14 protein-coding genes are annotated in these 14041 nt (G+C 70.8%); 4 read left to right on the plus strand and 10 right to left on the minus strand.

The annotated features are described in order from the left end of the window. Nucleotides 1-42: 42 nt before the first annotated feature. The 8 genes from otnC to AKH00_RS08905 all read right to left on the minus strand — a co-directional run bounded on the left by otnC (nucleotide 43) and on the right by AKH00_RS08905 (nucleotide 6559). On the minus strand, nucleotides 43-663 hold the full coding sequence (otnC, locus tag AKH00_RS08870; protein WP_050722364.1) for a 3-oxo-tetronate 4-phosphate decarboxylase: 621 nt from the start codon (nucleotides 661-663) through the stop codon (nucleotides 43-45). Beyond that, nucleotides 660-1940 (minus strand): 3-oxo-tetronate kinase, encoded by a 1281-nt coding sequence (gene otnK / locus AKH00_RS08875; protein ID WP_050722365.1) that lies wholly within the window; start codon nucleotides 1938-1940, stop codon nucleotides 660-662. Before otnK ends, otnC begins: the two co-directional genes overlap by 4 nt. Further along, nucleotides 1937-2632 carry an aspartate/glutamate racemase family protein gene (locus AKH00_RS08880; RefSeq protein ID WP_050722366.1) on the minus strand — a complete coding sequence of 232 codons (696 nt, stop codon included), beginning with the start codon at nucleotides 2630-2632 and terminating at the stop codon, nucleotides 1937-1939. The genes otnK and AKH00_RS08880 overlap by 4 nt, the downstream gene beginning before the upstream one ends. Beyond that, a complete protein-coding gene (locus AKH00_RS08885; RefSeq protein ID WP_050722367.1) occupies nucleotides 2629-3417 on the minus strand; it encodes a hydroxypyruvate isomerase family protein in 789 nt (262 codons plus the stop codon). Before AKH00_RS08885 ends, AKH00_RS08880 begins: the two co-directional genes overlap by 4 nt. 69 nt (nucleotides 3418-3486) lie before the next feature. Then, nucleotides 3487-4224 (minus strand): MBL fold metallo-hydrolase, encoded by a 738-nt coding sequence (locus AKH00_RS08890; protein WP_050722368.1) that lies wholly within the window; start codon nucleotides 4222-4224, stop codon nucleotides 3487-3489. A gap of 133 nt (nucleotides 4225-4357) precedes the next feature. Next, a complete protein-coding gene (locus tag AKH00_RS08895) occupies nucleotides 4358-5020 on the minus strand; it encodes a GntR family transcriptional regulator (RefSeq protein ID WP_235556727.1) in 663 nt (220 codons plus the stop codon). A 109-nt stretch (nucleotides 5021-5129) separates the two neighbouring features. Next, a complete protein-coding gene (locus AKH00_RS08900) occupies nucleotides 5130-5522 on the minus strand; it encodes an ester cyclase (protein WP_050722370.1) in 393 nt (130 codons plus the stop codon). 23 nt (nucleotides 5523-5545) lie between these two features. Beyond that, a complete protein-coding gene (locus AKH00_RS08905; RefSeq protein ID WP_050722371.1) occupies nucleotides 5546-6559 on the minus strand; it encodes a DUF2188 domain-containing protein in 1014 nt (337 codons plus the stop codon). Nucleotides 6560-6794: 235 nt separating this feature from the next. On the opposite strand from AKH00_RS08905, the gene AKH00_RS08910 reads away from it, so the two are divergent. The 4 genes from AKH00_RS08910 to AKH00_RS08925 are packed head-to-tail and all read left to right on the plus strand — an operon-like array spanning nucleotide 6795 to nucleotide 10700. Beyond that, a complete protein-coding gene (locus AKH00_RS08910; RefSeq protein ID WP_050722372.1) occupies nucleotides 6795-8525 on the plus strand; it encodes a DHA2 family efflux MFS transporter permease subunit in 1731 nt (576 codons plus the stop codon). A gap of 1 nt (nucleotide 8526) precedes the next feature. Further along, the gene (locus AKH00_RS08915) at nucleotides 8527-9018 is read left to right on the plus strand and encodes a MarR family winged helix-turn-helix transcriptional regulator (RefSeq protein ID WP_050722373.1); all 492 of its coding nucleotides are present in this window, start codon (nucleotides 8527-8529) and stop codon (nucleotides 9016-9018) included. 42 nt (nucleotides 9019-9060) lie between these two features. After that, on the plus strand, nucleotides 9061-9570 hold the full coding sequence (locus AKH00_RS08920; RefSeq protein ID WP_050722909.1) for a MarR family winged helix-turn-helix transcriptional regulator: 510 nt from the start codon (nucleotides 9061-9063) through the stop codon (nucleotides 9568-9570). A gap of 38 nt (nucleotides 9571-9608) precedes the next feature. After that, on the plus strand, nucleotides 9609-10700 hold the full coding sequence (locus tag AKH00_RS08925; RefSeq protein WP_050722374.1) for an alkene reductase: 1092 nt from the start codon (nucleotides 9609-9611) through the stop codon (nucleotides 10698-10700). Here the strand turns inward: AKH00_RS08925 and AKH00_RS08930 are convergent. Then, nucleotides 10693-11850 carry a calcium:proton antiporter gene (locus tag AKH00_RS08930; RefSeq protein WP_050722910.1) on the minus strand — a complete coding sequence of 386 codons (1158 nt, stop codon included), beginning with the start codon at nucleotides 11848-11850 and terminating at the stop codon, nucleotides 10693-10695. The two genes, AKH00_RS08925 and AKH00_RS08930, sit on opposite strands and share 8 nt — an antisense overlap. 324 nt (nucleotides 11851-12174) lie before the next feature. After that, the gene (locus AKH00_RS08935; protein ID WP_050722375.1) at nucleotides 12175-13785 is read right to left on the minus strand and encodes an HNH endonuclease signature motif containing protein; all 1611 of its coding nucleotides are present in this window, start codon (nucleotides 13783-13785) and stop codon (nucleotides 12175-12177) included. Between the last annotated feature and the right edge of the window lie 256 nt (nucleotides 13786-14041).

Genomic DNA, 14041 nt, shown 5'->3' on the forward strand with positions numbered 1-14041 from the left:
TCCTCACCCGCCGCTTCGCCTGTGCTGGCGTCAGACGCAGGCTCAGTCGGCGGGGCGCAGCGCCTCGGCCTCGGCCGGCGTGAGCGGCCGGGTCGGCAGGCCCCGCAGCAGCAGGAAGAGCTTCGCGGTTTCCTCGAGCTCCTCGAGCGCATCCATCGCCGCCGACAGCGAGGCGCCGGCGACGACCGGGCCGTGGTTCCGCAGCAGCAGCGCGGTGTGCGTGCGTGCGGTCTCCTCGGCGAGGCCCTCGAGCGCGTCGTCGCCCGGTGCGTGGTACGGCAGCAGCGGCAGGCGTCCGACCCGCATCGCGAAGTACGCCGTGAGGGGCGGGAGCGCATCGGCGTGGTCGAGGTCCCGCAGGCACGACACAGCCGCGGCGTGCGTGGAGTGCGTGTGCACGACGGCGCGCGCCGAGGGGCGGGCGCGCAGCACGGCGGCATGCAGGAACGCCTCCTTCGAGGGGCGGGGCCCGGCCAGGTGGGCACCCCGATCGTCGATCAGAGACAGGTCGTCCTCGGTGACCGTGCCGAGGCTCGAGCCGGTCGGCGTCACGAGGATGCCGTCGTCCGTGCGCAGCGACACGTTGCCCGTGCTGCCGTGCGTGAGACCGCGGTCGAACAGCGACCGCGCGGCGCGGATCACGGCGGCCCGTTCCTCGTTCATGCGTCGCCTGCGCGTTCGCCGATGTCGGCCGAGGCTGTCACGAGCAGGTCGACCTCGCCGAAGTTGCCGGACTTGAGGAGCAGGCGGATGCCGTCCGAGGAGTGGATCCACGGCACGCCGCGGGCGGCCTCCGCGCCTATCTCACCGGCCGCCACACCGAGGGCTGCGACCACGGCGCCCGAGGTCTCGCCGCCGGCGGTGACGAAGCGTCTCACTCCGCGCTCGCGGAGGCCCTGGGCCACGCGCGAGAGCGCGGTCTCGAGGATCGCCGCGGACTCCGCGACGCCGAGACGCTTTTGCACCTCGTGCAACTGCGCGGGCGGGAGGGAGGCGTACACGAGCGGAGCGCTGTCGGGTCCGGCACCCGAATCCAGGGCGTCGTACCAGGCGAGCGCCTCCGCGGCGAGGCGCTCCGGGTCCTGCTCGCGGAGGGCGTCGAGGCGGAATGCGGGGCGCCCCGCGTCGAGCATGGCGTCGATCTGCTCGAGAGTGCGCTGCGAGCACGACCCGGCGAGCACGACCGCGCGACCCGTGGCGGTGGGCGGCGCCGAGCTGGCGACGTCGCCGCCGCGCTGCTCGGCGACGACGCGGGCGAGCGCACCCGCGAATCCGGCCGCTCCTCCCCACAGCGGGTCGGATGCCGCGGACCGGGCGATCATGACGAGGTCGTCATCCGTGACCGCATCCGGGAGCACGTACCGGACGTCGGGCGCGAGCGCCGAGAGGGCGCCGCGCAGGGCGTCGGGGCCGCGGCGCACGACGTCGAGCGCGACCGTGGCGCTCGCGGGCGCGGGAAGCTGGCCGTCCAGCAGTCGCACGAGGTCGGAGTCGCGCATCGGAGTGAGCGGGTGATCGCGCATGGGCGACTCGGCGAGAGGCGTGCCGTGCACGAGCAGCTGTCCGGAGTCGACCGTGCGCCCGTGCTCGGGGGAGCTCGGCGTCGTCACGACGCGCTCCGCGCCCACGAGCGCGGCGAGAGCGTCGAGCACCGGCCCGATGTTCCCCTCCGCGGTGGAGTCGAAGGTCGAGCAGTACTTGAGGTACAGCTGCGTCGCACCCGCCGCGCGGAGCGCCTCGGCCGCCGAGAGCGACTGCGCCACCGCATCCGCCGCGGGGATCGTGCGCGTCTTGAGCGCCACGACCGCGACGTCCCAGGAGGTGTCGATCGCCCCGGGCGAGGGCGCCCCGAAGACGATCCCGGTGCGCAGACCCTGGCGTCGGCACGCGACGGCCACGTCGGTACCGCCCGTGACGTCGTCGGCGATGATGCCGATCATCGGGCGTCCTCCTTCGGCGCGAGCAGGTTGCGCGGCGCGAGCAGGTCGCGCAGGGCGACCGCGGAACTGACGGGGCCGGACAGCACGGGCCGGTCCACGGCTGCGCTGAGCGCGGCGCCCGCGGGCGCGAGCGAGTACTGGGCGAGGAGGATCGCATCCACGTCCGCGGCGAGGGGCCGGCATGCCTCGACGAGCGCCCTCTCGAGCGCGTCCGCGTCCTGTGCCTTGGTCGCAGCCATGGCCGCGGGCGCGGCGACGCCCGTCACCGCCGTACTCGCGCCGGCCTGCGACAGCGCCTGCCGCAGGCGGTCGACCGAGTCCTGCATCGCCCCGTCGAAGGAGGCGACCACGAGCACGCGCCCGTAGCCGGCATCCGCGATCTCGGCGAACGCGGCCTCGTCGGGCGCGAGCACGGGAGCGTCTCGACGCACCTCGGAGACCACGGGTCCGTACAGCGAGCAGGTGAGCAGTACGCCGTCCGCACCCTCGGCGAGAGCGTGGTCGATCAGACGCGTCATGCGGGCGCGGAGCGCGTCGTCCAGGCCGCCGCGTGCGTCGGCGTCGCCCAGCAGTCGGTCGTCGAGGATGTTCCACACCTCGGCGTCGGGATACTGCTCGGCGAGCGCGGCGGTGGCGGGACCGATCGCGGCGGTGACGGCGCTGATCAGGGCGATGCGCGGGGGAGTGGTCATGCGGTGAGGCCCTTCATCCAGTCGAGACCGCTCACGGTGTCGGTGAGCGGCTGGTACTCGCAGCCGATCCAGCCGTCGTAGCCGGAGTCGGCGATCGTCGCGAAGATCCGGTCGAACGCGATCTCCCCGGTGCCGGGTTCGTGGCGTCCGGGCGGGTCGGCGATCTGGATGTGCGCGATCTGCTCGCGGAGCGCGAGGTAGGTCGTGATCAGGTCGCCCTCGTCGATCTGCGCGTGGTAGAAGTCCATGAGCAGGCCGACGGCATCCCGACCGACCGCGTCGACCACCGCGGCGGCCTGAGCCTGGGTGTCGAGCACGAAGCCCGGGGCGTCCCGCTTGTTCTGCGGCTCGAGCAGCAGGCGGATGCCGGTGCCCCTGGCCTGCTCCGCGGCCCAGCCGATGTTCTCCTGGTAGAGGGCGAACGCCCGCTCGCGCTCCACGCCGTCGGGGACGATGCCGGCTACCACGTGCAGGAGCGGGGCGTCGAGGGCTGTCGCATAGCGGAGACCCTCGAGCACGCCCTCGCGGAACGACTCCTCCGCACCGGGCACGCAGGCGAGTCCCTGACGCGTCGGCGATCCGGCCGGGCCCATGGGGGTGTTGATCAGCACTTGTGCGAGGCCGGCCTGCCGCAGCAGCTCGGCGAGGCGCTCGGGGGCGTACGCGTACGGCGCGGGGAACTCGACGCCGCGGAAGCCGGCGCGGGCCGCGGCGTCGAACCGCGTCTCGAAGGGATGCTCCGTGAACAGCCACTTGAGGTTGGCGTCGAATCGCAGGGCGGTCATGATCTCTCCTCGAGGCGGCGGTCAGTGCGCGGGCGGGCGGTCAGGCGGTCGGCGGTCGGCCGGTCCGGGTCAGCGGATGCTCCGGTCGGCCTCGCCCTGCACCCCGTCGGCGAAGAACCCGATGCGGGCGGCCTGCGCGGCGAGTCGCACGGCCTCCCGGCCGTCGAGGCCCAGGGCGACGTCGTGACCGGGGACGAGCACTCCGTCGGTGTCGCGGATCAGCGAGCGGAGTCGGTCGACGCTCGCGCGGCTGGCGTCGGCGTCCATGGTCGAGTCGACCCGCAGAGTGTTGAGCTCGAACACGTTCTTCACGGCGTCGCCGGCGAAGACGTGCGAGCGGTCGGCGGCCTCCACGTGGAATGCGAGGTGTCCGGGCGTGTGCCCCGGGCTTGCGATCGCGGTGATGCCCGGCAGGAGCTCCTGGCCGTCGCGCATGCGCTCGACGCCGTCGGTGCGACGCTGCAGCTCCTGCACGTGCAGGTCGGGGACGAACGGCGTCCCGGGCGGCTGCGTCCCCGCCCAGGACAGCTCTTCCTCGCCGACCCAGGTGGTGGCGTTCGGGTACATCGTGAAGTTCCCGACGTGATCCCAGTGCAGGTGCGTCACGAGGACGTCGGTGATGTCGGCGGTCGTGAGTCCGAGCTCGGCGAGGCCCGCGTGGATCAGGGGGATGTAGGCGGGTGGGCCGGCGTCGACGAGCACCCGGCGATCGTCGTCCTGCAGGAGCCAGAGGCTGCTCCATCCGAACGCCCCGTGCGAGGAGGACTTCCCCGGGAAGCCGTCGACGAGCGAGTGCAGCGTGTACATGGCTCGATTCTCTCCCTTCACGCGGGGGAGGTGAGCTGTCGTCGTCGACCCTCGCGATACTCAATACTATCGACAATAGTATTGCACGAACAGGAGAACCGGATCCCCGGTGTTCCGGCTCGGGTGCTCCGGCTCAGGGATCCAGCAGGCGTCCGGCTGCGCCTTCGATGTGCTCCCGCATCCGCTCGCGTGTGCCCTCCACGTCGTGCGCGCGGATCGCGTCGAGGATCGCGCGGTGCTCGGGAGCTGCCCATTTCGCTCCTGTTCGCCCGAGCTTGGAGAACAGTCGGAACCGCTGGATCTGCCCGGCCAGCGTGTCGTAGGCGGTGGCGAGGAACGGGTTGCCGGCGTGCGCGGCGATCAGGCGATGGAAGCGGTCGTCGGATCGCCAGTAGATCCGGAAGCCCTCGGTCTCGCGATCGGCGTGATCGATCGAGGATTCGAAGTCCGTCACGGTCTCCTCGAGGCTCGTGACGAACGCCTCGGTCGCGCGGGCGGTGGCCTCCGCCGCGAGGTGCGGCTCGATCAGCAGGCGGGCGTCGCGCAGCTGGCGCACCTCGGTGAGGCTCATCATCGGGGCGACGCGGTAGCCGCGCAGCGCCTCGCGGTGAACGAGGCCGGTGTGCTCGAGGCGGGCGAGCGCCTCACGCAGTGGGGTCGGGCTGACGTTCAGCTCGCGGGAGAGGGCCCCGATGTTCAGGGGCTCTCCGGCTCCGCGGATGCCGTCCATGAACTGTCCGAGCAGGACCTCGTACATCTGGTCCGCGACGGGGGTGCGTGCACCGCTCTCTGCCACCATTGCCTCCTCCGGGCGCGCGGCCCACGACCCATTCTGACCCATGACCGCCGGTGGGCCGTGGAGTGGGGCGTCGCGAGCGGGGTCGCTGCGAGCAGGATGCCGGTGTTCAGGACTCGATCGCGCGCATCAGGGCATCGTCCTCGCTGCCGCTGAACTCCAGCACCCGGCCGCGCACGATGCGGTACATGCCGAACTCGGCGACATTGACGTGCCGCCTGGTCGGTGGGATGCCGCTGTAGACGCCGGAATGCGTGCCGCTGCCGCGCAGATGGGCGGCGATGCGGTCGTCCTCGACGACCAGCTGGATGCGCCGCCACTGCCAGTCCGGGAACCCGTGGAACAGATCGGCGAGGTCGTCGATCCAGGCGTCGGCTCCCGCGGGGAGGTGGGCTCGGCGCACGCGGGGGTCGAGCAGCTCGCGCACGGCATCGAGGTCGTGCCGATTGCACGCGTCGAGGTAGTCCTCGAACCAGCTGCGCAGCTCCCACGGTTCCGTCACCCCTCGATCCTCGCATCGGATCGTCAGGGTGGGCCGACGGCATCCGTCGTTCCGCTGAGCTTCCGTACGCGATGCGCCGCCTGGACGCCGACCATGACGCCGGCGAGCGCCCCGAGGGCCAGGCCCCAGAACCCGTAGGTCGCGAGTCCCGCCAGGGCGACGAGCCAGACCAGGTAGACCGCCAGCGCGACGGCGGCCACGGCCAGCGTCTGCCTGTTCTTCGGCGACTGGATGATGATCCGTTGCACTTCGGCGAGCGAGAGCGACGGCGCTGCCAGCGTCGTGCCTCCGAAGAGCCCGGCGATGATGCTCGAGAGGGAGAACCCTCCCGCCACCACGAGGCCCCGTCGGGTCATGGTCCACCCGGTGCGTCGCGACAGGAACACGAACACCGCGATCGCGATGCCGCCTGACCACGCCAGGGTCGCTGCGAACACCGTCCACCACGAGTCCCCGAGGATCGCCGTCCCCTCCAGGCGCATGCCGGCCGTGGTCGCGAGCAGCGGCAGCACGATCGTCAGGGTCACGGTGATGGCGAGGCTCCCCGCACGGAAGAACGAACTCGCAGGGCTCCCGTCGCCGGTGCTGAGGGCACGTTCGGCGATGCTCTGGCCGTCGACCTCTCCATCGCCGTCCGCGTCGAGGCGCTCTCCGCGAGCGCCTGCCCGCATGGAGTCGAACAGCGTCGCGGCATCCGCGACGGCCGCCGCCGGGTCGAGAGGCTCCGAGGGTTCCGGCGGGGGCGGTGGTGGAGGGGGAGCCGCCGGAGTCGCGTGCGGGAGCGGATGCGGGGGTGCTGGTGGAGTTGGAGCCGGTGGTGCCGACGCATGCGGCGGAGTGCGGATGACGCGCTCGATGAGTCCGTCCGCGCCGCAGAGGCGGATCTCGCCGCCACGGGGCGCGAGGAACGAGCGCGCGGCGCCGATCGCGTCGGCCTCGGTCTCGTAGGTCGAGATCGCCGGGCTCCTCGCCAGGTCGTGCGCGACCTCCCACCCGCGCCCGGCAGGAGACGGGCGCACGACGCGGATGTCAGCCACGGACCTCGCCTCCCCGGATGGTGGACGGTGCCGACGGATACCGCTGCGGATCGCGCATGAGCGCTCCTCGGGTGCAGGCGACGTTCCCCAGTGAGCGTCGCTCGCGGAGAGTCTTGCACCGGAGGGTGCGCCGGTGCAATGCATACCTCCGCCCAGCATCCCCATTAGTTGTACTTTTGCAACCAATAGATGTATAGTTGACACTTATCAACTTTCTAGACGGAGCTCTCCTACAGTGACAATCCCCTCATCCACCTCCACCGAGACCACGCGCTCGGCCCGCGAGGTCTTCACCGCGATCTCGGGCCTCGTCGTCGGCATGTTCGTGGCCGTGCTCTCCGGCACCGTCGTGTCGACCTCGATGCCCGTCATCATCGCCGACCTCGGCGGCACCCAGTCCCAGTACACCTGGGTCATCACCGCGAGCCTCCTGGCCACCGCGGTCTCCACTCCCATCTGGGGCAAGCTCGCCGACCTCGTCGACCGCAAGATCCTCGTGCAGATCTCGCTCATCCTCTTCACGGTGGGCACCGTGATCGCCGGCTTCTCCACCGACACGAACATGCTCATCGCGGTCCGCGTCATCCAGGGCATCGGCGTCGGCGGACTCATGTCCCTCGTGATGATCGCGGTCGCCCTCATCATCTCCCCGCGCGAGCGCGGCAAGTACATGGGCGTCGTCGGCGGCATCATGGCCCTCGGCACGATCGGCGGACCGCTGCTCGGCGGTCTCCTCACCGACGTGTGGGGCTGGCGCTCCAACTTCTTCGTCGGCGTGCCGTTCGCGATCCTCGCGCTCGTGCTGCTGCAGTTCACGCTGCACCTGCCGAAGCCGCAGCGCGACACCAAGGTCTCGATCGACTACTTCGGCATCGTGCTCCTCGCGGTCGGCGTCTCCACGCTCCTCATCTGGGTCTCCATGGGCGGCAGCCAGTTCGACTGGGACTCCTCCACGAGCATCATGCTCGCCGTCATCGCGGGCGTCGCGCTCGCCGCGTTCATCACGGTCGAGTTCTTCGTCACGGAGCCCATCGTCCCGATGTCGCTCTTCCGCAACCGCACCTTCACGCTCTCGGTCATCGCGTCGATCGCGATCGGCGTCTCGATGTTCGCGACCTCGGTGTTCCTCGCGCAGTACTTCCAGCTCGCGCGCGGCGCCACGCCGACCGAGTCCGGCCTCATGACGATCCCGATGATCGTCGGACAGATGGGCGCGTCGATCATCATCGGCCAGCTCGTCAGCCGCTTCGGCAAGTGGAAGGGCTGGATGCTGACCGGAGCGGTGCTCACCACGGTCGGCGTCTCGCTCATGGCGACCCTGCGGTACGACACCCCGTTCGGCCTCGTCGCGACCTACATGTTCGTGCTCGGCGCGGGCCTCGGCATGGTCATGCAGAACCTCACGCTCATCGTGCAGAACGACACCGCGCCGCAGCAGCTGGGCGCCGCTTCGTCGAACGTCAACTTCTTCCGCACGATCGCCGGCACCATCGGCGTCACGATCATGGGGTCGCTGCTGTCGTCGAGCGTCGCCACCTACGTGAAGGACGGCCTCGAGGGCTTCGCTCCCACGACGCAGGACGAGATCGACGCCCTCCAGCACCTCGGCTCGGGCGACGTGCCGAAGGTGGGGCAGCTGCCCGACAGCATCCGCGCGATCGTCGAGGGCGCCTACGGGCACGGCATCGCGGACGCCTTCATCATCGCGATCCCGCTCGCGGTCATCGCGGTCATCGCGATCGCGTTCATCCGCAACAAGCCGCTGTCGACCAAGAACGCGGCCGAGCAGATGCGCGACCAGGTCGAGGAGTCGGTCATCGAGGTGTCCGAGGCCGAGGTCGGCGCCTCGACCGGAGTCATCCGGATCTCGGGCCTCGCGGAGGGATCCGCGACGCCGACGACGTCACCCACCACCGCGCCCGTGACGGTTCTCGAGCGCGAGGACGATCGGGAGTCGAAGGGCTGACATGAGCGCCCCGGACGCTCCGGCCACCCTCGCGGTGGAGTCCGCCCCCGAGGCGGACTCCACCCCGGATGTGGAGACCGCGATCGGCGACCTCCAGACGCATCTGAACCTCATCTTCGCGAGGACTCGGACGCTCTGGAGGGAGTCCGCGGCCCGCATCGCCCCCGACCTGCAGGTGGGCGGCTACAAACTGCTGACGTTCATCGAGCGGGCGGGCACGGCCAGTGCGCACGAGCTCGCGGAGCGGTTCGAGATGGACAAGTCGGTCATCAGCCGGCAGGTGCGGATGCTCGAGGAGCTCGGTCTGCTGGAGTCCCGGCCGGACGAGCGGGACGGGCGCCTGCGCGTGCTCAGCGCGACGCCGACCGCTCGGGAGGCCCTCTCCGAGCTGCGCCGCGACCACAGCGTGCGTCTGCACACCGTGATGGCGGAGCTGTCGCCCGAGGAGATCCGCGCCGCGTCGAAGGTGTTCCGGCTGCTGTCCGAGGTGTGACGGGCGGCGGCCGAGATCCCGGTTCCCCGTATGCTGGCGAGCATGAGCGCCGCCGACGATCCCGCCGACGATCCCGCCGACGATCCCGCCGACCTCGATGACGCGGACCTCGATGACGCGGTGCACCGAGTCGAGCACGAACTCGGACGCCTGTTCGCGCGCATCCGGGTGGGATGGCGCGAGGCGGCGATCACGGTGCACCCCGACCTGCAGCCGCTCGGCTATCAGGTGCTCACGTCGATCGCGTCGGGAGCTGCCACCTCGGCGGGCGCGATCATCGATCGCCTGCAGACCGACAAGTCGGCCGTGAGCCGTCACGTGCGCCAGCTCGAGCAGCTCGGGCTCATCGAGAGCGTGCCCGATGCGGTCGACCGCCGGGCGCGTGTGCTCGTGGCGACGCCGCTCGCGCAGGAGCGCATCGCGATCGCCCGGTCCCGGTACGAGGCGCGGCTCGGCGAGCGGGTGCGCGGCTGGTCGGCGGAGGACCTCGACCGGTTCGTCGCTCTGCTCGGCGACCTCAGCAGGGATCGCGGCAGCGACGGCGAATCCTGAGTGGGAATACTGCGCGTGCCGACCGGCTTGCCTTTCTCGTGAGTCTTTTCGAATCGGCCGTGTTCGGCGCTCTTCCGCTCTCCAACCGCGTCGTGATGGCGCCCCTGACGCGCACGCGCGCGGACGACGAGGGCGTGCCCACCGAGACCATGGCCGAGTATTACCGCCAGCGTGCGGGGCAGGGGCTCATCATCACGGAGGGCACCTGGCCCGCCGCCGAGGGCAAGTCGTATCCCGGCCAGCCCGGCATCGTGACGCCGGCGCAGATCGAGGGCTGGCGGCGCATCGCGGACGCCGTGCACGAGGCCGGCGGCACGATCGTGATGCAGCTCATGCACGGCGGACGCGTCGGGCACCCCGAGATCTCGGGGGAGCCGCGCGTGGTCGGACCGAGCGCGCTCGCCGCCCCCGGCGAGACGCACACGCCCGTCGGCAAGGCGCAGATGCCCGTCGCGCATGCGCTCACGCTCGAGGAGATCCCGATGGTGGTGGAGCAGTTCGCGCAGGCGGCGCGGAACGCGATCGCGGCGGGACTCGATGGCGTCGAGGTGCACGGTGCGAACGGGTACCTCGTGCACGAGTTCCTGTCGCCCGTGTCGAACGTCCGCGACGATGCCTATGGTGGCTCGCCGGACAACCGCGCGCGCTTCGCGATCGAGGTGAGCCGGGCGGTCGCCGCGGCGGTCGGGGCCGATCGCACCGGCATCCGCCTGTCTCCGCAGCACAACATCCAGGGCGTTCTCGAGGAGGATGACGCCGACGCGCTCGCGACGTATCTCGCGCTCGCGGAGGGCCTCGCACCGCTCGGGCTGGCGTTCGTCGATGTGCTGAGCGCCGATCCGACGACCGACCTCGTGCAGGGCATCCGCCGCGCGTCCGGTGCGCCGTTCATCGTGAACACGGGCTTCTCGGTGCCGACGACCCTCGAGACCGCGGACGAGCTCGTGGCCGGCGGGTGGGCGGATGCCGTCGCCGCGGGGCGTCCTGTGATCGCGAACCCCGACCTGGTCGCGCGCTGGCGCGAGGAGGCCGAGCTCAACGAGCCGCGTCCGGCGCTGTTCTACGGCCGCACCGCCGAGGGCTACACCGATTACCCGGCCCTCGACGACGTGCGCCGCGCGGTCAGCTGAAGAGCACGATCGCGTAGGCCGCGAACAGCACGAGGTGGGTGGCCCCGTGGGTGGCCGTCACGCGCTTCGCGCTGAACGTCGCGACCGACAGCAGCAGTGTCACGCCGAGCATCAGCAGGTTCGCGGGTGACTCGGCGAGGATCACGGTCTGCCCGGTCAGCATCCCGATCACCAGCACGGCGGGGATCGTGAGGCCGACGGTCGACACGAGGGCTCCGTGACACAGGTTGTTCACGCGTTGGGCTTCGCCGGCGAGGGCGGCGCGCACCGCGGTGATCGATTCCGGGAGGAACACGATCGCGGCGATGAGCACTCCGGCCAGCGCCGGTGGGGCGCCGAGACGTCCGAGTCCGTCGTCGAGCAGCGCCGCCATGTCGTGCGACAGGAGCACGATCGGCAGCACCGTCACGACGAGCAGCGCGAGGCGGACGAGCACCTCGGTGCGGTGGAGGGCGAGGGTCTCGCGGATTCCCGTCGACGCGGGGGTGTGCACTGCTGTTGCCGAGATAGCTTCCGCTGCCGGGATCGCGCGTGCTGTCGGGATCGTGGCCACCTCGGTGAAGTCCTCGGCCTGCGCGCCCATCTGCCGGGTGAGGAAGAACGCGTAGATCCCGAGAGTGAGGATCACGACGGGGATCTCCTGCGCGAGCGTGTACGAGCCGCCATCGCCGATGAGGGCCGGGAGGCCGAAGGCCAGCGTGACGAGCAGTACGAGCATCGCGAGGTACATGGACGTGCCGGTGCGGTTGTGCTGCAGTCCGCGGTGGCGGAGGCCGCCGAGGAGCAGTGAGAGTCCGATCACGAGGTTCATGATGATCATCGCGACGGCCATGACGGAGTCGCGGGCGATGGTCTGGTGCTCGCCGGGTCCGAGCATGACGGCCGAGATGAGGATCACCTCGATGAGCACGATCGACAACGTGAGCACGAGCGATCCGTAGGGGTCGCCGAGTCGGTGAGCTAAGGCTTCGGCCTGTTTCACGACGCCGAACGCGCAGACGAGGATCACGGCGATGATCGCGATCAGTCCGATCACGAGGGCGGGTGCCGGCGCGGGCGCCTCGAGCAGCGGGTGCGCGAACAGCAGGGCCCCGAAGGCGCCCCAGCCCAGCGCGATGCGTGCGATGTCGGCGGGGCGGATGAGGCGCATGACGCCGTTGCGGGCGTTGCGGGCGTCGGTGGAGTTACGAGTGGCGGCGGTGGGTGACATGGTCGCGCTCCTTCGAAGTGGGGCCGTCCCCGACTGAAGATGACGTCCGGGTCGTCCCGAGCGTCGCGCGGTGCTGGTGCACCGACTCTCACATCACTGGGTCCAGAATAGGCGACGAACTGGAACATCCGCTGTGCAGGTCGGAACGGGTTGAACGGGTCGGAACGGATCGGAACGGGGTGAACGGAGCGGGACAGGTCGGACCGGATCGGGACGGGTCATGACGCGCCGTGGCGCGTCGGGGTACGGATCGGCCTGCCGATCTCATCCAGCCCTGGCGAGCACGGCGGGCTGTCTCGTGGCACGTGGTTGCGGAGACGTCATCGGTGCGCTGAGCCGAGGCGCGCGCCATCGTCCTGTCGGATCCCACCAGGCCGGCCCCCTGATCTCCGGGACGCCCTGGTTCATCCTGATCTCCCAGCCCGAGGAACCCAGGCTGCGATGATGCCACCAGCACAGCGGCACGCCGTTGTCGGTGTGGGTGGGTCCGCCGCGGGCGTGCTCTGTGACGTGATGGATCTCGCACCAGGACGCCGGTACGTGGCATCCCGGGATCAGGCACTCCCTGTCGCGCGCGATGATGGCCCGACGCTGGTGTGCGGTGAACACCCGATCGGTGGAGCTGATGCCGATGATGCGTCCGCCATCCATGGTCACCCGCTGGATCGTGCCTGTGCAGCCGATCTGTGCGGCGATGCTCACTGGAACCTGATTCTGCGCGCCGGTGACGCTCGCTCGCCCGGTCCCGGATGAGAGGTCGGCGACGTCCACCGTCACGACGAGAGTCGGGGCCGCCCCGCCGAGAGAGGGCATGTCGTGGTGCCGTGCGGCGATGCCGATTGCGGCAGCGAGAGCGTCGTGCCGCTTCTGCGCCGCAGTACGGTCGTCGATCACCCGGCGCGGGTCGTCATTGAAGGGATCCCGTCGCGAGGTCACGGTCTCAGGGACTGCGTCGGCGTCTACGTCTCCGTCCGTGTACGCGGCGGCGGCGTCGGCGTCGGCATGTGCGCTTTCGTCGTCGTCGGCGTCGTCCGGACTCTCACCGCCGGCAGCGGGCAGGAACCGCACTCCCGGTGGTGGAGGCCCATCGCCCTTGGGATTGTTCTGCGCGTCGAGGACGAGTTCGAGTTGTGCCGCGACCTCGGGGGTCAGTGCGCCTGATATCGACCGCAGCCCGTCGCGCAGGCGTCCGATCGTGATGCCTCGGCGGCGCGCGGCGTCATCGCGGGGCTCATCGCCGTCGGGGTCGAGCAGTGTGGCGATGATCTCGGCGAGAAGGCGAAGGTCTTCGGGCATGGGCGCAGGGCCCCGCGATGCGTCGCGGACCGAATCGCCGGGGGAGTCGTCGTCGGCGCCGGACTCGTCGTCAGCGGCGGACTCGTCGTCGCGCACGCCACGCGCCGCCTCGGCGAGGCAGTCATCGGCTTCGAGCCGTTCATCGAGGCCGATCCGGTACGACACCTTCTCGATGGGGGCTGTCGCGGCGAGCAGTCCCGCCACGCCTACTGCGCCGCTCAGCAGCGCGTCCCGCAAAGCGGGCCATCGCGCAGGCAGCCGCTCGCCCGACACGATGCTGATGTCGCGACGGCACGCGTCGACCGCCTTGCCGACACGCGTCGCGCCCGCCGTGTCGATCAACAGAGCGCGTCGCAGCAGCTCGTTCTCGGTGCGACACCCCGCAGAATGCGGGAACTCGCTGTCACCCGATGCGACGGTTTCAACGACGACCGCCTCTGCACGGCGGAACACGGCTCCCGCTGCCGCCAGCACCTCGATACGCTCGCGGGGAGCAAGCCCGGCGAGCGCATCGTCGGCCAGCACCCGATCAAGGTCGGAGACGACCTGATCGAGCAGGAGGCTGAGGTGCGATGTCATATCCCGATTCAACTCGGGGCCACCGACATTCAGAGCCGCACGGACGCACTTTTTCCCCAGTTCAGGAGATATTCCGGAACTCGGTGGCGAGATCTCGGCATATCGCGAATTCCGCGCCGGAGGCGCAGGTCCGGGCGGGCGGGAGAGTGCGCATGCGGGCCGGCGCGATGGTGTGTTCGCGTGCGGGTGCGGGTGCGGGTGCGGGTGCGGGTGCGGGCGCCCGTGCGGATGGCTGTGGGTGCGCATGCGGGCCGGT

The sequence above is a fragment of the Microbacterium sp. GCS4 genome (assembly GCF_001262495.1).
In the GTDB taxonomy this organism is placed as follows: domain Bacteria; phylum Actinomycetota; class Actinomycetes; order Actinomycetales; family Microbacteriaceae; genus Microbacterium.

Bases quoted from the DNA above. Each gene is read 5' to 3' on its own strand.
- AKH00_RS08880 (WP_050722366.1), bottom strand. From the start codon at position 2,632: ATGACCACTCCCCCGCGCATCGCCCTGATCAGCGCCGTCACCGCCGCG.
- AKH00_RS08885 (WP_050722367.1), bottom strand. From the start codon at position 3,417: ATGACCGCCCTGCGATTCGACGCCAACCTCAAGTGGCTGTTCACGGAG.
- AKH00_RS08930 (WP_050722910.1), bottom strand. From the start codon at position 11,850: ATGCGCCTCATCCGCCCCGCCGACATCGCACGCATCGCGCTGGGCTGG.
- otnK (WP_050722365.1), bottom strand. From the start codon at position 1,940: ATGATCGGCATCATCGCCGACGACGTCACGGGCGGTACCGACGTGGCC.
- AKH00_RS08935 (WP_050722375.1), bottom strand. From the start codon at position 13,785: ATGACATCGCACCTCAGCCTCCTGCTCGATCAGGTCGTCTCCGACCTT.
- AKH00_RS08920 (WP_050722909.1), top strand. From the start codon at position 9,061: ATGAGCGCCGCCGACGATCCCGCCGACGATCCCGCCGACGATCCCGCC.
- otnC (WP_050722364.1), bottom strand. From the start codon at position 663: ATGAACGAGGAACGGGCCGCCGTGATCCGCGCCGCGCGGTCGCTGTTC.
- AKH00_RS08915 (WP_050722373.1), top strand. From the start codon at position 8,527: ATGAGCGCCCCGGACGCTCCGGCCACCCTCGCGGTGGAGTCCGCCCCC.
- AKH00_RS08890 (WP_050722368.1), bottom strand. From the start codon at position 4,224: ATGTACACGCTGCACTCGCTCGTCGACGGCTTCCCGGGGAAGTCCTCC.